Consider the following 18,734-nt stretch of genomic DNA (forward strand, 5'->3'; position numbering starts at 1 on the left):
TTCGTCCTTGCGCCCAGCTTGGGGCGTGTCTCTGAGAGTTGCTGCGAACCGCCGCCCAGGAGCGCGCGCTGATCAGAATCAGAAGTGAGGCAGCGACAACAAGTTGTTGTTCCATTGGCCATCCGCATAGGTGCGGAGGTACGGCTGGCCAGACTGCGGACGCACCACGCCCGCCTCCGCGCGACCGGAGCCGCTACCGACGTACGCATGGTTGGCGGGTTCATCCACCCAGGCGACCATGGTCGGCTTGTCCGAAGTACCCGTGTTTCCGTCGTTGGGGTTTCGCCACCTATAGCTGACGATGTGCTCGTGGCCGCTGCCGCCGCTCAACCTGATGTGCGTGATCTCAACGCTCATGACGCTCCTCTCGCTGGCACTCCGGACGAGTACGTGCACACCGAGGCTGCCAGCACCCACCGACACCGTTGCTCCTGCCGCACCAGCAGCGTCTTCCCGGGCGCGTGGGCTCGGGGCACGCAGGGACTCCGCGATCTCGTTAGACGCGACCCCGAGTCCTGGACTCGCCGGATGAGCCGGGGGGACATTCGACCGAGTCGTTCTCCCGACATGTAGTCATCCGCGTGAGAGCGTCGCGGCGCTACGTCTCATCAGCCGCGATCCGTCGACAATTCCGTGCGTAGGTCGCCCTCACCGACCCGCTCACCGAGTGGCTCACACCCCGGCCGGCCCCGTCCCACACCGCCTGCGGACACGCTTTCAACAGCCGAGTCCGAGGCGATGTCTGCTGACATCCTGCTGACATTTGCCCCGCTGAAGCATCAGAGGCGGCCCCGGGATCTCTCCCGAAACCGCCTCTGACCTGCCGTTTTAACTTTGTAGCGGGGGCAGATTTGAACCTGCGACCTCTCGAAGAGATCGAGCGCTACGGAGTGCCTCGGATGGTCGCGGATCTCCTCGGGTTTACGCGGGAAGAGGTCGCGGTTCACCTCGGAGTGTAGTGCCTTGGCATGGACGGTGATCGGACTGTAAGTGGCTAGTTTTTGACAGTGTGCTGAATCTCGGCGAGCTGGCCCATCGCCCTCACAGCACGAGATTCGAACCTGCGTCCTTCTCAACCAGTTTGAGGCGATCGAAGCGTGGGCCGACGAGCCCCAACCTCGCGGAGGTACTCGGCGAAACACCCGCTGACCTGGGCGGATGTCCTGGATCGGAAACGGTTGGTCAATCGAGTCTAGGCGAAGATTCGGCCTGCCTGGGAGGTGCTCTGTCGACCTCGGCGTACTCAACTGCCGAGTTTCCGCCGAGTTGTCACTGGATAGAGCAGCCGCCTCCTAAGCGAAGGTCGCAAGTTCGAAACCGTCCCCGTGGCGCGTGCGGAACGTCCGCGCAGGAGCATGCAGAACCAGCTACAAGGATGTGCCGACCGGGGAACGTCGGTCGCTACCGAGAACCGTCGCAAACTCGTCATTGCAACGTGGGCACCGATCTTCTCGCACTCTGGCGAAGGACAGATCCCAGAATTTGAACCAGCTCAATGCGGATTCACCGCCAAAGTGTGGTCACCGTTCCCATCTGCTTTGCATGCACCATGGACGCGGGTTCCGACAAACGCTGTCCATCGACGATGAGCTGCCGCGAGAAGCGAGCAGTCGCGAAGACGCGCGGCATAGTCTTGGCGTTGCTGACAGTCATGGCGTGATCAGCTTGGGCTGGGTCTTCTCCCGCACCTCGTCCTCGGTGACGCCGGGGGCGAGCTCGGCCAGCGTGAGCGCGCGGTCGCCGAGGGTGCCCGAGGGCGCCACCTCTCCGGTCGCGGGGTCGATCACGTCGATGACGGCGAGGTCGGTGATGATCCGCTGCACCACGCGCTTGCCGGTGTACGGCAGGTCGCACTCGTCGAGGATCTTCAGCGAGCCGTCCTTGGCGGTGTGCTCCATCAGCACGATCACCCGCTTCGCGCCGTGGACCAGGTCCATCGCGCCACCCATGCCCTTGACCATCTTGCCGGGGATCATCCAGTTCGCGATGTCACCCGCGGCCGAGACCTGCATGGCGCCGAGAATCGCGGCGTCGATCTTGCCGCCGCGGATCATCCCGAACGACTGCGCGGAGTCGAAGAACGACGCCCCCTTGCGCACGGTCACCGTCTCCTTGCCCGCGTTGATGAGGTCGGGGTCCTCCTCGCCCTCGAAGGGGTACGCCCCCACGCCGAGAATGCCGTTCTCCGACTGCAGCACCAGCTCGACGTCGTCGGCGACGTAGTTGGGCACCAGCGTCGGCAGCCCGATGCCGAGGTTGACGTACGACCCGTCCTGCAGCTCGCTGGCAGCACGCGCCGCCATCTCCTCACGACTCCAGCCCTTCTTGTCTGCCATGTCAGCCTCCCGGCCCGTGCGTCGCCGCGTCGTCCACGAGCGCGTCGCCCGAGGCGTCCGAGGACGGCCGGGGTCGCGTCGTCGTCTTCTCGATCCGCTTGTCCGCGGCCTGCTCCGGCGTCAGCGCGACGACCCGCTGCACGTAGACGCCCGGCGTGTGGACGTCGTTGGGGTCGAGCTCGCCGGGCTCGACCAGCTCCTCGACCTCCGCGATCGTGATCCGCCCGCACATCGCGGCGAGCGGGTTGAAGTTGCGCGAGGACTGGCGGTAGATCAGGTTGCCGTGCCGGTCGCCCTTCCAGGCCCGCACCAGCCCGAAGTCGGCCACGATGGCCTCCTCCAGGACGTACTCCTTCTCGACCACCCCATCCGACGTGGCCGTCGCGAAGACCTTCGTCTCCTTCGGCGGTGACGCCACGATGACGTTGCCCTCGGTGTCGTACTTCCAGGGCAGGCCGCCCTCGGCGACCTGGGTGCCGACACCGGTCGCGGTGTAGAAGCCGGGGATCCCGGTCCCGCCCGCGCGCATCCGCTCGGCGAGCGTGCCCTGCGGCGTCAGCTCCACCTCGAGCTCGCCCGAGAGGTACTGCCGGGCGAACTCCTTGTTCTCCCCGACGTAGGAGGAGACCATCCGGCGCAGCCGCTTCTCGAAGAGCAGCCGGCCCAGGCCCCACTCGTCCACGCCGCAGTTGTTGGAGACCGCCTCGAGGTCGGTCGTGCCGGCCTCCAGCACCGCGTCGATGAGGACCGACGGGATGCCGCACAGTCCGAATCCGCCGACCGCGAGCCTCGCGCCGTCCGGGATGTCGGCCACCGCTTCTGCGGCCGAGCTGACCACCTTGTCCAACTCAGAGCGTTGCCGCATCGCACCGACTTGCCTACCGAGACCTGCGCGGCCGGGGGGGACGTCGGCGCTGACGAGGGTTCTGATCAGACGGTCAAGGGCCCCGTTACCCTCGTGCTCGGGCCTGACGAAAAGGCCACCAACAAGTCTCGTTACGGACACGCAGCCGCGTTCAATGGCTTCTGCATCGGACTCCCCCGGCTGCCCACGCAGTCCACTGGCCGCGAAGTCGCGTACAAGGCTCATCCTGAACCCGCCTTCTTGCAACTCCATACCCACTTCGCCATCACGGGCGCGAGCCAAGGACGTGATCGCCACGCTCTCAGGCTCCGCGGGGTGGTCCGGGTAGTTGATGTTGAGGACCTCGCCAATCGGCCAATCAGCGTCAGATGACGAGATCAGTCGAGCGCAGAAGTTGGCAGCCAATGCGTACTTTCCGGTTAACCCTGGACTGCAGCTCACTGCTATCGCGGGCACTCCGTACAGCGCTGCTGTACTGGCGGCGCCGAGGGTTCCTGAGTGGAGCGCGAGCCGGCCGAGGTTGTGACCTGAGTTGATCCCCGAGACGACGAAGTCAGGATGAACGCCTTCGAGCTCCGGCACCAGATGGTGCATCGCGGCAAGGACTGCTCCCGATGGCGGGCTATCGACCCCGAGAACTAGCACTCCGGGCATCAACTCATCCGTGATTCGTTCGACGCGCACCAGCGTGCCCATGATCTCGCCGCCGATGCTTGTTCCGCCTCCACTGTTCTGATCGAGCGGTGCGACGACCAGGACCTGGTGGCCCTCTTCGAGAAGCCCGTTAACAAGCGCCCGCAGTCCGCTGGCGTGCACGCCGTCATCGTTCGTCACGAGTACCTTCACAGTGTCCCTCCTCCCAGGTCGACCTCCGCCAAGAGCGAATCGACGGAGGGCAGCGATTCAGGATCTGGGTCGAATCCCAGCGGGGCGTACCACGAGCGCTCGAAAGTCACCCTTGATCCGGATAGCTGTACCACCAGGCGATCGAGGGCCTGCCGATGCTCATCAGGCGCATGCTCAAGGATGCGCGGCACCAGACGTGCCAGACCTTCCTGTTGCGCAGCAAGGTCCTCATGCTTTGCAATCGGATCTGCAAGCACCGCGCGTGCATCCGTCACGGTGTCGCTGATCTCGGCTGCCGAAGGGTCACGAACATCTTTTGCTGCGTGCGCGAGACGCTCGACCATGTCGAGCTGCTGCACCAGCTCAAGACGATGACGGGAATCCAGCAATCCGACACGCTGACGTACGAACTCGAGCTGGTCGATCACCAACTGCAACTGTTCGCGTGCCGCCGGATCGTGTGGGTTCACCGCTGGCGCGACCACCTCTCGCAGTGCAGCGATGGCCGCCTTGAACTGGTTGTCGGTGTGGTCCGCCATCAGAGCACCTCCAACAGTTCGCGCCGGAGATCCTCGGCAATGATGCCAACCTCGCCTTTCAACCGCGCCAGCAGGATGTCCTGATGAGACTTCCCATGCTTGACGACCTGGAACCCGGTCCCGTGCAAGGCAGCGATGATCTGGAAGCAGTTCAGGATCGTGTAGTAACGGAGGCGTTCCTCGTCGACGGAGAGTCCCGAGACGTCGGTGTACCAGTCGAAGAACTCCCGCTTCTTTACCAGCCCGCACACGAGGTAGTCACCTTCTTCATCGTAGTGACCGAACGGCGCCTGGATAGTCCATGCGAGGTCGCGGTGGCGGTCCCCCAGGTGTCCCCGCTCCCAGTCGAGCCATGCGGTGATCTGCCGGCTGTCCTCGTCGAACAGGAAGTTGCCGCTTCGAAAGTCGCCATGGACCACACTCACGTGGTCGACAGAAGGAACGTGATCCCGCAGCCATCTGGCAGCGACCTCCATCAGGGGAATGGTCTCGTCGCGATCTTCTTCCCAGACGCGCAGGGCTCGATTGAGCTGCCAGAGCGCCGCTTCATGCGCACCGTCGTGGGGACGCGCGAATGACGGCAGAGAGCTTGCAGAGTGGTCGAAGGTGTGGATGGCAGCCAAATGGGACATGAACTGAGGTGCCAGATCGGCGGCGAGGTCGGGTCCGAACCTGGTGCCAAGTCCAGTGACCTGTCCGGATGCGGATCGCGAAGGCTTGGCCACGCCGGCGCAGAACTCGGTGATGAGAACGGGCTGAGGGAACCAGTCGCCAGTCGCGTCGACCCATGGTGCGTTCGGAACCGGAACTGTTCCACGCAGCGCGTTCATCAGCTCGAACTCCCGGGTGCGGCTGGTGACGTTGAGCGACTCGCCAGGCTCCATGCGCATGACGAGTCGCCGCGTGGAGTGATCGTGCTGCTCCAGGGTGAAGCCGACCTGCACCTTCGAGGCGCCACCGACGAACCAATGAGGATCGAGCACCTCACAGGAGGGGTCGACAGTGGCGCGAAAGTACTCGCGCAGCATCCCGGCAAGCTCGTTCAGGCTGGGTCGGACATACGGACCGTTGAGACGTTCGGCCGCGCGGCGACGCATGAGCCACTCAAATTCTGGCTCCGTCGGGTATCTGCGCTCCAGTTGCTCGATGCGGTCCACGGAACTCGGACCGCCGCCGTCGCCCCCGGCGGTGGGCGCAGCTCCGTGCACCCCGACGCTCGCTGGCTCGTGAGCTCGGAGCCGCGCGGTCATCGAGTGCCGCCACGCTGGCGGCCGTGCCGCGACATGCGGTCCGCGAGGAAGTCGAGGCCGTAGACGTCGGTCCCCACGCCATGTCCGATGCGGCCGTTCAGGTCGTAGCGGAACAGCGACTGGTAGGCCACCGAGCACGGGTTGAACTGGTGGTAGGGATGGCCGCCCAGCGACGTGCCGTAGAAATCGTACTCCTTCCCTCGGACATCCCTGGCGTAGACGTGGTTCCTGACACCGATCAGGTCGACGTGGTCGGCCTCGATGCGCGCCTCGACGAGCCCGTAAACCTCCCCGTGGTCCACCACGTGACCGAATCGCAGGTCTCCGTAGACGACGCGACCGTCGACGATGTCCAGCGCGGTGACGATGTGCATGCCGAGGTCCTCGCCGAAGGCGATCGGCATCCACGACAACGCACGGCGACCTTCCTCCAGCCGCGGGCCCCAGCTGTGGTCCATCCCCTCGAACGAGTCGATCTTGTAGGTCTTGCCTCGGAGCTGGAGCTCGCCCTGGACGTGCCCGAGCAGCTCGAAGTGCCCGTTCTTCCACTGGTCTCCCAGGCTGTCGAACATCTGGTCGGCCAGGAGCGGGTTCTGGTTCTTGTCGTGGATGTCGAACGGTTGGCTGAGGCCAGTGAAGGTCAGGTCGAACGAGGCCGCGCCGAGCGCGTGCTCGTAGGTGAAGTGGTAGTCGACCGGCGGCTTGGTGACTTCGACGCTGAGCCCGCTCGGCAACGTGTAGTTGCTGAAGTTGTCCGGGCACGGCTGGTGGACCTGAGGGTCGGTGAAGTCGACCTCGAACGGCTGCCGGCAGAATCCCTGGGCAATGATGACCGCAGAGGTCGCCACGCCGAGGTTGGGGCGGGCGAGGACGTAGGCGTTGCCGATGATCCCGGCCTCGGGCACCGAGAACAGCAGCACGGTCGTCTCCGCCCATGTGCGGTCGGTGGTGTCTCGCTCGTGGAAGTCAGAGTCCTCGGGGATGATCACGGCATTTCCTCCTGCGTGGTTGGGATGGGGGCGTCTGCGATGGGTGTACGCGCAGACGACGCTTGACTCGGTGACAAAGCGCCACAGCCGGTGGCTGCTCGTGCGGACTCCGGTCGTGCGATGTATCGAACGAACGCGTCGGACATCGGCTGGACCGTGACTCTGACGGGTGCGCCCGCGTGTGGGGTCCTGGGGAAGTCCTGCGCCAGAGCGACGACCCGCGGCCCCTCGGACAGCTCGACGACGACGACGTCGTAGGGCACGAGCGGCTGCCACTCGGGGTCGACGGTGTACTCGACGGTCGTCCACGAGGTCACGACGCCCGTGCCGTCTAAGGGGACGAACGCCATCCGTGCGCTGCCGCAGATCGGGCAGAAGTAGCGGGGCGGGTGGACGCTCCGGTGGCACTCCGTGCACTGCTGGACGTGCAGCCGCGATGTGCGAGCCATTAACGCGAACAGCTCGCCGGCGATTTCCTCGGGCCTGGGGGGCCTGCTCATCCGACCCCCCTCTCCAGGACGGCGATGCTGCCGTCGCCGAGGTCGCCGTAGCCGGTCACGACTCCGACGCGGGCGCCAACCACCTGGTTGGTCCCGGCGGTGCCGCGCAGCTGGCGTACGGCCTCGACGACGTGGTTCATCCCCCAGCAGTGCCCCTGCGCGAGCAGCCCGCCGTGCGTGTTCAGCGGCATGGCACCACCGGGGTCGAGTGCGCCCGGGGTGATGAGAGCGGCGGCCTCACCGCGGTCGGCCAGGCCCAGCGCCTCCAGCTGCAGCAGCACCACGTGGGTGAAGCAGTCGTAGATCTGGAAGAAATCCATGTCCGTGGCTTGATACCCGGCCATCTCGAAGGCTCGGGGCGCGGCATTTGCGAGTCCGAGCATGAGCATGTCTGATCGGTTGGTGATCTCATCGGCAGGGTGAGCATGTCCCTCGGCCACACCGGCGATCGTCACGGGAGTGTGCGCCCCGTCCGCAGCCCGGTCGGCAGCAGACACGACGACCGCGGCAGCGGCATCGGTCTCCAAGCAGCAGTCGAGCTTGCGGAGGGGGGAGCTGATCATCGGGGATGCGAGGTACTCGTCCTCGCCGAGGGGCCGCTCACGCAGGTAGGCGTTCTCGTTGTGGGCGGCCGCGCGCCTGGCGGCGAGCGCGATCTCCGAGGTGGCCTGCCACGGCACGGCGTACCGGTCGACGTACTGCTGCAGGTAGAGGGCGTACCAGTAGGGGGCCGAGCGCAGTCCGTAGGGACCGTAGTAGTTGCGGACGGTCTCGAAGAAGGCCGCCTGGAAGCGACGCTTGCTCGGTAGGGCGTCCGCACGGGAGCGGATGGCTGAGTATCCGTGCCAGCCGATGGGGATCAGCACGTGGTTGGCGACGCCGGTGGAGACCGCCATCGCGGCCGTGAGCAGCGCGCCGGTGGCGCTGGCTCCGCCGATCTGCATGGCGGCCGTGTAGCGGACGTCCGTCACGCCCACGTGGGCGGCGACCTCGTCCCACCCCACGAATCCGGGTGGAGCGATCACGGCGTCGATGTCGGACGGCCGTAGGCCGGCGTCGCGGATGGCGTGGACGGAGGTGGTGGCGATCATCTGCATCAGGGGGATTTGGGTTCCCCGAACGTGCGGGGTCTCCGCGATCCCGGTGATCGCCGCTCGGCGCGACAACGGATGTGACGCGCTTCCGTGCTGCATCGGTCCCACCTCCTATCTCGGTATACGTGCGTTCGTGTGATGGCGCCTCAGCGGAACGCGGCGTGACCCGTCAGTGCCTGACCGAGTATCAGCTGGTGGACCTCGGAGGTGCCCTCGTAGGTCAGCACCGACTCCAGGTTGTTGGCGTGCCTCATCATCGGGTACTCGAGCGTGATTCCGGCTGCACCGAACAAGGTGCGGCACTCGCGCGCGATTGCAAGTGCTTCGCGGACGTTGTTGAGCTTGCCGAGGCTGATCTGGCGGTGGTCGAGACCGCCGCCGTCCTTCAGGCGTCCGAGGTGAAGAGCCAGCAGCATCCCCTTGGTGAGCTCGACGGACATGTCGGCGAGCTTGGTCTGGGTGATCTGGTAGCTGGCGAGCGCCTGGCCGTAGAGCTGCCGCTCCCCCACGTAGGTGAGTGCCGCGGCGAGGCAGTCACGGGCCGCGCCCAGCGCCCCGAACACGATGCCGAAGCGTGCCTCGTTCAGGCAGCCGAGGGGTCCGCTCAGGCCCTTCGCGCCGGGCATGACGGCCGACGCCGGTAGGCGCACGGAGTCCATCACGAGCTCGCTCGTGATGGAAGCGCGCAGGGACATCTTCTTCTTGATCTCCGGTGCGGAGAAGCCGGCGGTGTCGGTGGGGACGACGAATCCACGGATGCCGTCGTCGGTCTGGGCCCAGACCACCGCGACGTCGGCGATGGACCCGTTGGTGATCCACATCTTGTTCCCGGTGAGGATCCAGTCCTCACCGTCCCTGCGCGCGCGGGTGCGCATACCACCCGGGTCGGATCCATAGTCGGGCTCGGTCAGGCCGAAGCACCCGATGGCCTCGCCCTTCGCCATGCGGGGAAGCCACTCGGTCTTCTGCTCCTCGCTGCCGTACTTCCAGATGGCGTACATGGCGAGGGACCCCTGCACCGACACGAGGGATCGCAGGCCCGAGTCACCGGCTTCGAGCTCCATGCAGGCAAGGCCGTACGAGGTCGCCGACAGGCCTGCGCACCCGTAGCCCTCAAGGTGCATGCCGAGCAGTCCGAGCTTGCCCAGCTCGGGTGCGAGCTCGCGCGCGGGGACGGTGCCAGCCTCGAACCAGTTCGCGATGTTCGGACGGATCTGGTCGTCGACGAACCGGCGCGTCGTCGCGCGGACGGCGATCTCCTCCTCGTCGAGCAGGCTGTCGATCCCGGCGAAGTCGAGGGGCTGGGTGGGAGTGCTCATGGGTTTCTCCGTTTGTGGGCGGGGTGGTGGGAGGACTGGGGATGGTGGGGCGGGGTGGCCGGCAGGACTAAACGAGGCCGTCGAGCTCGGCCTTGATCTGTAGGGCGAGGAAGCGCGAGTGGAGCCTGCTCTCCAGGAGGTTGCCGCCCATGACCCAGAAGCCGGCCTGGTCCGTGCGGCGCCACATGTTGCGCAGCTCGAAGTCGTCGTCGAAGCCCCAGATCTGACCGACTCGGTCTGCGACCTCGTCGCCCAGCAGTCGTCGCACACCGGACTGCTGGTTCTCGAAGCCAGTCGCCATGACGACCAGGTCGGCCTGATGGGTCTCCCCGTCAGCGAGCTCGAGCCCGTCGTGGTTCAGACCTGCGATCTGCTCGGCAGCAAGCAGCTGGACCTCGCCGGAGATGATCAGGTCGGAGCAGCCGACGTTGATGTAGTAGCCGCCGCCGCGACGGAGGTACTTCATGTGGAACCCGGTGCCGTCCTCCTCGAAGTCGGTCCGGAAGCCGGCCGACTCCAGGCCGTCGAGGAGGTCCTTGTCGAGGCGGCAGGTCTTGCGGGTGAGCCACTGGTATGAGTCGCGCATCACCTCGTACGGGATCGCCGTCGTGATGAGGTCGATGTCCTCGACCGCGTCGTGCTCCGAGTAGAGCGCGTAGACCATCGTCCCGCTGGGCTCCAGGCTGACGACGCACGTCGGACTGCGCTGGACCATGGTCACGGATGCGGCGCCGGCGGCGTGCAGGTCCTGGGCTACGTCGTGACCGCTGTTGCCCGTCCCGAACACCACGGCGTGTTTTCCCTTGTAGGCCTCGCCGCTGTCAAACTGGCTCGAGTGGATGAGGGTGCCAGCGAACGAGTCGGCCCCAGGCAGCCGCGGCATCAGGGGGACACCGCTGACGGTGCCCGTCGCCATGACCAGGTGAGGTGCCCGCACGTCGCGCTGCTGCCCGTTCCTCTCGAGGGTCACCTTCCACTCACCGGCCTGCTCGTCGCGAACGGCTCCCAGAACGGTCGTGCCCGTCCACACATTGAGCTCCATCGCCTCTGCGTAGTACTCGAGCCAGCCCGCCAGCTTGTCCTTGGGCAAGAAGGTCGGCCAAGTCTTCGGGAAGGGTAGGTAGGGGAGGGTGTTGGCCCAGGTCTCGTTGTGCAGGGTCAAGGAGTGGTAGCGATGACGCCAGACGTCTCCGACTCGTGCGGTGCGCTCGATGACGAGGGCCCGTACCCCCATCTGCCGGAGGCGCGCAGCAAGCGCGAGGCCGGACTGCCCCGCGCCGACGATGATCACCTCGGGGTCACCGTCACCGAGCTCGAGCTCGTGGTTGCGCCGGTCGAGCCAGTTCGAGGCGCCGAACTCGTAGGACTCGTGGTCGTGGCGCGTATCGGGCTGTGTGGAGAGGTGCTGCAGGGTCGTGAGCAGGAGCCACGTTCGGGGTGGGCCGCCGCCTTCCTCGACCAGGACCCTAGCGAAGCCGGTGCCGGTGCCGGCGTCGACGTCGAAGTCGAAGTAGCCCTCGACGACGTTGCGGCCCGAGCGGCGGACGAGTCGCGGAGGGGTGCGGTCTGGTGCCGGGCGTACGCCGCGTAGGCCCACGGAATCCGCAAGGCGGGCGGCGTCCGTGGCGATCTGCGAACGGTCGAAGGTGCGGTATCCCCACTGGAGCGCCAGGATGTCGCGCCAGTAGGAGTCCTCGCCGAAGAGGAGGTCGAGCTCGAGTTGGAGGTCGTGCGACTCCACGGCCTTCGCGAAGCGGTCGAGCCAGGTGTCGAACACCGAGGTCGCGTGCTCCCCGGCTCCCGCGACTGCGTCGGGCTTAGAGGACCGTACGACGGGACCGTGCGGGGCCGCCGACACGGAGCGTTGCGCCTCCTGCCGCTCGTCCTCGTGGACGGACGCCGCACCGGGCCCCTCGGCCAGGGATTCGGTCATGGTGTCTCCTCGTGAGTGAGCAGTGGTCGGGGGTGCGTGTGCGCCGGCGTCGCACTCAGACGATGGCTATCGGGGCGATGGGACTACCTGACCCTCCGCGGATGCGAAGGGGGCTGAACGCGAGGCAAAACGCGGACGTGCGCTGGCTCGACATGAGTTCGAGATCGAGCAACTCCAAGAGGGGGATGCCCCGGTCGCGGATCGCGGCCACGTGGAGCGGCAGCGCGCAGGCCTCCCCGCTGGGATTGCGCTCGACGCTGATGTTGTCCGCACCGATGACCGCGATCCCTGCCTCGCCCGCCCACACGCCGACGTCGGCGTGAAGGCCCTGCCAGCGGTCGTCCTCGCTCGTGCCGTTGCGCCAGTCCTCGAGCCAGCCCGTACGCACCACGAGCGCGTCGCCGGGCTGTGGGTCCAGTCCGGCCGTCTGCAACGCAGCCGCCACGTCCGCGGCCCGCAACACGTCTGTGGGGCCGTGCAGGAACCCCAGCTCGCGCGCATCCACGAACAGTCCACGGGTGACGACCGGTCCCATGGTCTCGATGCCCGCGAAGGAGGCTCCTCTGCTGGTGACGTTGTCGGCCGAGATGCCGTCCCACATCAAGCCGTCCTGCCAGACGTGGGAGAGGGCATCGACGTGGGTCGTCCCATGACACGCCAGGACGATGGTGTCGTCCGCGTAGCCGTACCCGGGGCGCTCGGTCAGGCCGGCGGCGTAGTCCCCACCGTCACGGGTGAGGAAGTGCTGCGCCGGCGCGCGGTGGGGCGCGCGGGGCGCGTCCGCCGATATCTCCAGGCCCAAGGACAGCGTGCGGCCCTCTCGGACGCAGGCAAGGCCTCGTCTCGTGGCCTCGGGGGTCACCAGGTTGAGGGCACCGCGCTCCGGCGCCTCGGGCCAGCGACCCCAGTTCGTGGTCACGGGACGAGGAGCTCGAAGTGGACGTCGGTGATGCGGCCCTCGGGCTCGTCCTTGAACACGCAACGCACGCGGGGTGTGCTCTGGAGCAGGTCGGTGGCCTGCTGGAGGTCAGTGACGTCCAGGCCCTTCACCAGGTTAACCAGCGCGGTGTCCGCGCCGTCGAGGGTCACGTAGGCCATGACCACCGGCGGCTTCGGCAGGCCGGGGAACTGCGCGGTGATGATGGTGAACGTCTCGAGCACTCCCTCCGGACCGACCTCGACCCACTCGTCGGTCCGTGCGAAGCAGGCGTCGCAGAACGAGCGCGCCGGCACCAGCACCCGGGCGCACGAGGTGCATCGGGTGCCGTAGAGGTGCTTGCGCTCCAGCTCGCGGAAGAATCGGGTCGCGGTGGCGCCGGCGAAGTAGGTGTAGTCGAAGTTCCAGTTGCCCTGGATGGCGATGTTCGGGTCGTCGGTGCCGACCGCAGTGTTGATGTCCGTCATGAGTCTGTCTCCTAGTCGGTCTTCTCTGATCCCAGGACGCACACAGTCGAGAACTGGGTTGCTCCGCCCTGGCCGGTTGCGACGGCACGCCGCACACCGTCCACTTGCCGTTCGCCGGCAGCACCGCGTACTTGCAAGGCGCACTCCGCGATCCGGACAAGAGCGGTGGCGCTCACGGGGTTTGCGGCCTGCGGCCCCCCCGAAGGGTTGATCCGCGGAATGGTGAGGTCCGTGTCCTGCACGTCGACGAATCCGGGGCCTTCGAGGGCGGCGCACATGCCCAAGGCCGGGTACGTCATCGCCTCCGCGCTCGAGAAGGGCGCGTAGAGCTCCAGCACGTCGATCTCGTCACGAGGGGCGGTGATGCCCGCCTGGCCGTAGGCCTCTGCCGCGGCGAGCTTGAGGGAGAGCAGGTCGACCAGGTGGCCCTCGGGCCGATGGATGCGATCCCCCATCGCGTAGGCATCGGACCGAGACGCGAAGCCCTGCATCCAGGCCACTGAGCGAGAGCCGACGACGTCCTCGTTGGCCATCACCACGGCGACGGCGCCCTCGGACATCGGGCAGGCCTCGTACTTGTGGATCGGCCAGGCCAGCAGCTCGGAAGCGAGAATGTCGTCCGCCGTCAGCTCCCGGTGAATCTGCGCGAGCGGGTTCTTGAGGGCGTTGCGGTAGTTGCGTGCCGCGATGGTCGCCCAGTGACGCTCGGTGTACCCGTAGAGACGCATCAGCATCGAGGCGCGCAGCGCGGCCATGGTGATCGTCGTGAGGGGGAAGTCCTTCTCGTAGACCGGGTCGAAGATCGTGTTGAACACCCGCTGGGAGGTCGCGGCCTGCCCCATGCGCTCGAGCGCGACGACCAGGGTCATCTTGGCGCGCCCGCTGGCGACGTAGGTGGCGCCGGCGAAAGCCGCGGACGATCCCGTGACGCCGCCGGTGTTGACGCGAACGAAGGGCTTCCCCCGTCCGAGCATCGCCGTGCGCTCGACGGAATTCTCGCCGGCGAGGGCGTCCGGGGCGATCCCGGCCACGACGAAATCGACATCCTCGATGTCGACCTTGGCGTCCTCTAGAGCCTCCTGTGCGGACCGCCAGATCAGCTCGGCCGAGCTGTACTCCGGGTGGCGACGGGCATAACCCGTCTGGCCGACGCCGATGATGCCAACGCGCTGCTTCATGCTCGCTCCAGGATGATTGCGGTCTGGGTCTGGCCGCCGACCATCGACGACCCGGTGGCCAAGGCGGTGGCGGGCGCTTCGCACTGGACGGCTCCTGCCTCCCCGCGCAACTGCAGGACGGCCTCGACGATCCGGGTCAGCCCCATGGCCGGTCCGCAATAGCCGGCTAGCCGCCCGCCACTCGGGTTGATGTGACCTAGGTTGGCGATGGCATCGAAGCCCTCGCCCACCTGCGCCAGGCCGACGGCCTCGACGCTGAGTGCCTCGTCGACGAGGGTCTGGCCCTCAATCTCCGCCACGTCGATGTCGTGCGCCGTGAGCCCTGCGTCCGCGAACGCACGCTCGGCGGCCAGGCGGAGGGCCGACATGGCGGGAAGGTCGCGGTCGCCGATGAAGTAGGGCTCCGACCCTTGGCCGACACCTCGTACACGCACGCCGCCGGGCGCGGCGGTGAGGACGGCGGCCGCCACGATGTCGGCGTACGTGGGCATGTCTTCGGCGGTCAGGGGACCAGGCGCCTCGGGGACCCAGCCTCCACCCTCACCTACCGCCCGCGGGTTGGCCGCGGCGCTCTTCCGGGTGGCGGTCCGTGCCGCTTCGATGTCGGAGAGCCGGTCCGGGTGCTGCCGCCACCAGCTGACCCCACGCATGGCGGAGATGTCGACCTCTCGCAGGCCCAGCGGCCGGCTCATCAGTGGGTCGAAGAGCGACCGCGCGACCGCGTCGGGGGAATGCTCGCTGGTCCGTCCCCAGGACGCGACGATGCAGGCCTTAGAGAGCCCCGACTCGATGCGCGCCACTGCGTAGGCGAATGCCGCTGCGGAGTCATCGCCGAAGCGGATCTCGTCGCGGAGATACGCTCCGGCCGCTGGGGCGGTGACCATGCTCGTGAGCGAACGCCCATCGACCAGATCGTTGGCTGCGAGCACGACGTCCTGGATCTCGGTCATGTCCACACCGGAGTCCCCGACGGCCTTGCTCACGACGTCGAAGATCAGCTCCGTCAGGCTCCTGCTGGTGTCGCGCCAGCTGATTTCCAGGCCCACGCCTCTGACGTGAACATGTGGCTCCCCAGACATGGCACTCCTTGGTTATCACCGGATGTTGTGGAATCGCCGCCGCGGCTCGAGGCCAGTTGGCCTGCCGCAAGTCCACCCCTAGGGCCACGACTGGCGATGACGGCACTTCACCACACGCCGGGCCCTGTCGTCAACAGATCTGTTGACGATATGGTGCACGTCACGCGCTCTAGCGGGGGGTACCCATGGGCGCTAGGTTCAACAGATCAGTTGATGACGCGGAGGTTGGGATGCAGGGTTGGAACATCGCGGACGTGCTGGAGGCCGTGGGAGCCGTGGCGCCCGAGCAGCCCGCACTCATCACCGCCGACCGCGAGGTGACCTGGGGCCGGCTGCTCGACGACGGACGCCGGTTTGCCCGTCACCTGGTGGACGCCGGGGTCGGCCGTCAGGGCAAGGTGGCGCTCTACCTAAAGAACCGTCCGGAGTACATCGGGGGGTTCGTGGGGTCCCTCCAGGGCTCGTTCGTGCCCGTGAACACCAATTACCGCTATGCAGCCGACGAGCTCGCCTACCTATGGGACAACTGCGACGCGGAGGCCGTGGTCTTCCAAGGCAGCTTCGTCGACGTCGTCGAGAGCGTCAGGGACCGTGTGCCGAGCGTCCGTACGTGGATCTGGGTCGATGACGGCACCGCGTCCTGTCCGCCCTGGGCGACCTCGTACGTCGAGGCTGTCGCGACCCGCGACGGGTCCCAGGACCTGCCCTGGCGTCGATCCGGGGACGATCTGGTGCTGCTCTACACCGGCGGCACGACCGGGATGCCGAAGGGCGTCATGTGGCGCCAGGACGACCTGTTCAACATCCTCAGTCGTGCCACCGGCAGCAACTACCCAGCCGACCAGGACCTTCAGCTCGTGCGCGATCGCGTGCCGAGCTCACGTCGCCGGCATCTGCCGGCGGCACCGCTCATGCACGGGACCGGGACTTTCACGTGCCTGCCCTTCCTCTTCAGGGGCGGGGCAGTCGTCCTGCTGCAGGGCGACTCGTTCTCGGCCGATGAGCTGCTGGACGCCGTGGATCGTCACGACGTCTACTCCGTGGCGTGGGTGGGCGACGTCTTCGCCCGGCCGGTGGTCGAAGAGCTCGAGCGAGGCGGGGCCTGGGACCTCACGGGTTGGAAGGTCGTTACGTCCGGCGGGCTCACGTTCAGCGACGACCTGAAGAGCCGGCTGATCGCACGAGTGCCGCACCTGACCATCGCCGACGTGTTCGGCGCGTCGGAGACGCTCGCCGTGGGCCGCTCGATCACCCGCGGTGGCTCGGGTGGCGATGCCGACCGGTCGTTCTCGTTCGAGTCCGGCGCGCGGGTCTTTCGCCACGACTCGACGCAGGACGTCCGCGCCGATGGTGCCGAGATCGGGCGCGTGGCGTTCGCCGGTCGGCATCCGCTCGGCTACTACAAGGACGAAGCCAAGACCGCGAGCACCTTCCTCCGCGTGGACGGCACGTCCTACTGCCTGTCCGGTGACTTCGCGACGCTGAACCCGGACGGCACGGTCAACGTCCTGGGACGGGGGTCGACCTCGATCAACACCGGTGGCGAGAAGGTGTTCCCGGAGGAGGTGGAGACGGTGATCCGACAGATCCCCGGCGTCGTCGACGTCGCCGTGGCCGGGACACCCGACGAGCGCTGGGGCGAGGCGGTCTCGGCAGCCGTGGAGGTCGAGCAGGGCTGCACGCTGGAGCCGGACGTCATTCAGTCGTTCGTCCGCGAGCGCCTGGCGGCCTACAAGATTCCGCGGAGGGTCGTGTTCGTCGACGAAGTTCCCCGTGTCCCCAGCGGCAAGCCGGACTACGACCTGCTGGGGCCCCTCATCGAGAGCCTGTCGGTTGGCTGAGACGCGGGCAGAGGACGCGCGAAAGATAGACTCGCGCCGGTGAGCGGCGAGACAAGGAAGACGGGGAGCGAAGATGGCTGACGTTGGCGGCGCCGCAAGCGCGATCGGCAAGCGCCGTGCGACGGCGCGCGCGGAGGGCAGTGCCGGCTATCAGCAGCGCCGGGGAGAGATCCTGGCGGTGGCTGGGCGACTGTTCAAGGAGAAGGGCTTTCACGGGATCCGGCTCGGGGACGTGGCAGCCGAGCTCGGGACCGACCGCGCCTCTCTGTACTACTACGTCTCCAGCCGCGAGGAGCTGTTCCAAGAGATCGTTCGCGGTGCCGTGGAGAACAACGTCGAGCGCGCGGAGACGATCCGCAAGGGTCCCGAGCAGGCACCCGACAAGGTCAGCGCTCTGATCGAGTCGCTCATGGACTCCTACCGCACCCACTTCCCCTACCTCTACGTCTATATTCAGGAAGACCTGACCAGGATCACGGACGACGTGAACTCCGAGTGGGCGCGCGACATGCGCCGCCTCAACCGTCGCTACGATGAGGCGGTCATCGGGATCATCGAGGAGGGGCTGCACGACGGCACCATCCGGGCCGTGGGCAGCGCACGCACGATCGCTTTCGGGTTGATCGGCATGGTCAACTGGACCCACCGATGGTTCGAGCCGTCCGAGGACGAGGACGCCGCCCTGAGGATCGGCCAGACTTTCTCCGCGATGCTCCTGGACGGCGTTCGCGCGGCGGACGCGAAGTAGCGGGCCGGCGGCCCCCGGCTCAGAAGTTCGGTGCCCGCTTCTCGGCGAAGGCGGTGAGCCCCTCCTTGTAGTCGGGGCCGAGTAGTCCCATCATCTCGAGCGCCAGCGAGGCCTCGAACGTCGGCATGGCCTGCTGGAGCCACAGGTTCAAGGCGTGCTTCGTCCACTTGATCGCGTCCTGAGGTCCTGACGACAGCCGTTCCGCGACCTCCAGAGCCTCGTGGAGCACCTTGTCCCTCTCCGTGCTCCAGCTGACCAAGCCGATGTCGGCGGCCCGCTGGCCCGTCATTCGCTCGGAGGTCAGCAGGTATCGCTTGGCGTGGGCCATGCCGCAGAGCAGGGGCCAGATCAGGCTCGCGTGGTCGCCTGCGGCGATGCCGATGCGGGTGTGGCCGTCGGTGAACTCCACGTCGTGGCCGATAATGCTGATGTCCGCGAGCAGCGCCACGGCGAGCCCGGCGCCGGCTGCGGGGCCGTTGATCGCCGAAATGATTGGCTTGCTGCAGTCAATGAGGTTCTTCACCAACAGCCGACTGTCTCGCAGCTGTCCGAGAACGGCCTCGTAATCACCAGCGATGCGAAGCTCCATGTCGAGGTTGCCGCCGGCGGAGAAGATGGTGCCTTGGCCGGTCACGACGATCACGCGCACCTCCGGCTCCCGGTCGAGGTCGTGCCAGACCTCGGCCAGCTCGAGGTGGTCGCGCTCGTCGAGGCTGTTGACCTTGTCGCGGCCCCGGATCGTGACCAGCGCGACACCGCGCTGGTCCACCTCGACCTCCAGTCCCTCGTAATTCTTCACGTCTGGCTTCCTTC

General features: G+C 67.0%; 17 protein-coding genes and 1 pseudogene. 2 read left to right on the plus strand and 16 right to left on the minus strand.

All coding sequences use genetic code 11. From position 1 onward, the window contains the following. Nucleotides 1-78 precede the first annotated feature (78 nt). The 15 genes and pseudogenes from JWN97_RS12920 to JWN97_RS12985 all read right to left on the minus strand — a co-directional run bounded on the left by JWN97_RS12920 (nt 79) and on the right by JWN97_RS12985 (nt 15,299). Nucleotides 79-357: a DUF3892 domain-containing protein gene (locus tag JWN97_RS12920; protein WP_297623148.1), complete on the minus strand. Its 279-nt coding sequence runs from the start codon at nt 355-357 to the stop codon at nt 79-81. Nucleotides 358-1,649: 1,292 nt separating this feature from the next. Continuing rightward, on the minus strand, nt 1,650-2,336 hold the full coding sequence (locus tag JWN97_RS12925; RefSeq protein WP_297623151.1) for a 3-oxoacid CoA-transferase subunit B: 687 nt from the start codon (nt 2,334-2,336) through the stop codon (nt 1,650-1,652). Nucleotide 2,337: 1 nt separating this feature from the next. Continuing rightward, nucleotides 2,338-3,183, minus strand: a complete 846-nt coding sequence (locus tag JWN97_RS12930) for a CoA transferase subunit A (RefSeq protein ID WP_297623153.1) — start codon at nt 3,181-3,183, stop codon at nt 2,338-2,340. A 297-nt stretch (nt 3,184-3,480) separates the two neighbouring features. Continuing rightward, nucleotides 3,481-4,047, minus strand: a pseudogene (locus JWN97_RS21250) (5'/3'-nucleotidase SurE); the annotation flags it as partial. Continuing rightward, complete coding sequence (locus JWN97_RS12935; protein ID WP_297623155.1) at nt 4,044-4,586, minus strand: hypothetical protein; 543 nt, start codon at nt 4,584-4,586, stop codon at nt 4,044-4,046. The gene JWN97_RS12935 and the pseudogene JWN97_RS21250, both read right to left, overlap by 4 nt. Continuing rightward, nucleotides 4,586-5,743: a phosphotransferase family protein gene (locus tag JWN97_RS12940; RefSeq protein ID WP_297623157.1), complete on the minus strand. Its 1,158-nt coding sequence runs from the start codon at nt 5,741-5,743 to the stop codon at nt 4,586-4,588. The genes JWN97_RS12935 and JWN97_RS12940 overlap by 1 nt, the downstream gene beginning before the upstream one ends. 89 nt (nt 5,744-5,832) lie before the next feature. After that, a complete protein-coding gene (locus tag JWN97_RS12945) occupies nt 5,833-6,825 on the minus strand; it encodes a hypothetical protein (protein WP_297623159.1) in 993 nt (330 codons plus the stop codon). Beyond that, nucleotides 6,822-7,325 carry an OB-fold domain-containing protein gene (locus JWN97_RS12950; RefSeq protein WP_297623161.1) on the minus strand — a complete coding sequence of 168 codons (504 nt, stop codon included), beginning with the start codon at nt 7,323-7,325 and terminating at the stop codon, nt 6,822-6,824. The genes JWN97_RS12945 and JWN97_RS12950 overlap by 4 nt, the downstream gene beginning before the upstream one ends. Next, nucleotides 7,322-8,416 carry a thiolase family protein gene (locus tag JWN97_RS12955; RefSeq protein WP_297623163.1) on the minus strand — a complete coding sequence of 365 codons (1,095 nt, stop codon included), beginning with the start codon at nt 8,414-8,416 and terminating at the stop codon, nt 7,322-7,324. The genes JWN97_RS12950 and JWN97_RS12955 overlap by 4 nt, the downstream gene beginning before the upstream one ends. Nucleotides 8,417-8,565: 149 nt before the next feature. Beyond that, nucleotides 8,566-9,738 (minus strand): acyl-CoA dehydrogenase family protein, encoded by a 1,173-nt coding sequence (locus JWN97_RS12960; RefSeq protein ID WP_297623165.1) that lies wholly within the window; start codon nt 9,736-9,738, stop codon nt 8,566-8,568. Nucleotides 9,739-9,805: 67 nt separating this feature from the next. Then, nucleotides 9,806-11,671, minus strand: coding sequence for an NAD(P)/FAD-dependent oxidoreductase (locus tag JWN97_RS12965; RefSeq protein ID WP_297623168.1), 1,866 nt, complete (start codon nt 11,669-11,671; stop codon nt 9,806-9,808). A gap of 55 nt (nt 11,672-11,726) precedes the next feature. Further along, nucleotides 11,727-12,590, minus strand: a complete 864-nt coding sequence (locus JWN97_RS12970) for a cyclase family protein (RefSeq protein WP_297623170.1) — start codon at nt 12,588-12,590, stop codon at nt 11,727-11,729. After that, the gene (locus JWN97_RS12975; RefSeq protein ID WP_297623172.1) at nt 12,587-13,075 is read right to left on the minus strand and encodes a Zn-ribbon domain-containing OB-fold protein; all 489 of its coding nucleotides are present in this window, start codon (nt 13,073-13,075) and stop codon (nt 12,587-12,589) included. The genes JWN97_RS12970 and JWN97_RS12975 overlap by 4 nt, the downstream gene beginning before the upstream one ends. An 11-nt stretch (nt 13,076-13,086) precedes the next feature. Continuing rightward, nucleotides 13,087-14,253, minus strand: a complete 1,167-nt coding sequence (locus JWN97_RS12980; RefSeq protein WP_297623174.1) for a thiolase family protein — start codon at nt 14,251-14,253, stop codon at nt 13,087-13,089. Further along, the gene (locus JWN97_RS12985) at nt 14,250-15,299 is read right to left on the minus strand and encodes a hypothetical protein (RefSeq protein ID WP_297623176.1); all 1,050 of its coding nucleotides are present in this window, start codon (nt 15,297-15,299) and stop codon (nt 14,250-14,252) included. Before JWN97_RS12985 ends, JWN97_RS12980 begins: the two co-directional genes overlap by 4 nt. A 263-nt stretch (nt 15,300-15,562) precedes the next feature. On the opposite strand from JWN97_RS12985, the gene JWN97_RS12990 reads away from it, so the two are divergent. Beyond that, nucleotides 15,563-17,173 carry an AMP-binding protein gene (locus tag JWN97_RS12990; RefSeq protein WP_297623178.1) on the plus strand — a complete coding sequence of 537 codons (1,611 nt, stop codon included), beginning with the start codon at nt 15,563-15,565 and terminating at the stop codon, nt 17,171-17,173. 73 nt (nt 17,174-17,246) lie between these two features. Continuing rightward, nucleotides 17,247-17,921: a TetR/AcrR family transcriptional regulator gene (locus JWN97_RS12995; RefSeq protein WP_297623179.1), complete on the plus strand. Its 675-nt coding sequence runs from the start codon at nt 17,247-17,249 to the stop codon at nt 17,919-17,921. A 19-nt stretch (nt 17,922-17,940) separates the two neighbouring features. On the opposite strand, the gene JWN97_RS13000 is transcribed toward JWN97_RS12995, so the two are convergent. Further along, the gene (locus tag JWN97_RS13000) at nt 17,941-18,720 is read right to left on the minus strand and encodes an enoyl-CoA hydratase/isomerase family protein (RefSeq protein WP_297623181.1); all 780 of its coding nucleotides are present in this window, start codon (nt 18,718-18,720) and stop codon (nt 17,941-17,943) included. Nucleotides 18,721-18,734: the final 14 nt, after the last annotated feature.

Origin of the sequence: Nocardioides sp., assembly GCF_025965415.1 — a bacterium.
Lineage (GTDB): Bacteria > Actinomycetota > Actinomycetes > Propionibacteriales > Nocardioidaceae > Nocardioides.

Excerpts from the sequence above, each read along its gene's own strand:
- JWN97_RS12920 (WP_297623148.1), bottom strand. The coding sequence starts at position 357 with ATGAGCGTTGAGATCACGCACATCAGGTTGAGCGGCGGCAGCGGCCAC.
- JWN97_RS12925 (WP_297623151.1), bottom strand. The coding sequence starts at position 2,336 with ATGGCAGACAAGAAGGGCTGGAGTCGTGAGGAGATGGCGGCGCGTGCT.
- JWN97_RS12935 (WP_297623155.1), bottom strand. The coding sequence starts at position 4,586 with ATGGCGGACCACACCGACAACCAGTTCAAGGCGGCCATCGCTGCACTG.
- JWN97_RS12950 (WP_297623161.1), bottom strand. The coding sequence starts at position 7,325 with ATGAGCAGGCCCCCCAGGCCCGAGGAAATCGCCGGCGAGCTGTTCGCG.
- JWN97_RS12955 (WP_297623163.1), bottom strand. The coding sequence starts at position 8,416 with ATGATCGCCACCACCTCCGTCCACGCCATCCGCGACGCCGGCCTACGG.
- JWN97_RS12960 (WP_297623165.1), bottom strand. The coding sequence starts at position 9,738 with ATGAGCACTCCCACCCAGCCCCTCGACTTCGCCGGGATCGACAGCCTG.
- JWN97_RS12965 (WP_297623168.1), bottom strand. The coding sequence starts at position 11,671 with ATGACCGAATCCCTGGCCGAGGGGCCCGGTGCGGCGTCCGTCCACGAG.
- JWN97_RS12975 (WP_297623172.1), bottom strand. The coding sequence starts at position 13,075 with ATGACGGACATCAACACTGCGGTCGGCACCGACGACCCGAACATCGCC.
- JWN97_RS12980 (WP_297623174.1), bottom strand. The coding sequence starts at position 14,253 with ATGAAGCAGCGCGTTGGCATCATCGGCGTCGGCCAGACGGGTTATGCC.
- JWN97_RS12990 (WP_297623178.1), top strand. The coding sequence starts at position 15,563 with ATGCAGGGTTGGAACATCGCGGACGTGCTGGAGGCCGTGGGAGCCGTG.
- JWN97_RS12995 (WP_297623179.1), top strand. The coding sequence starts at position 17,247 with ATGGCTGACGTTGGCGGCGCCGCAAGCGCGATCGGCAAGCGCCGTGCG.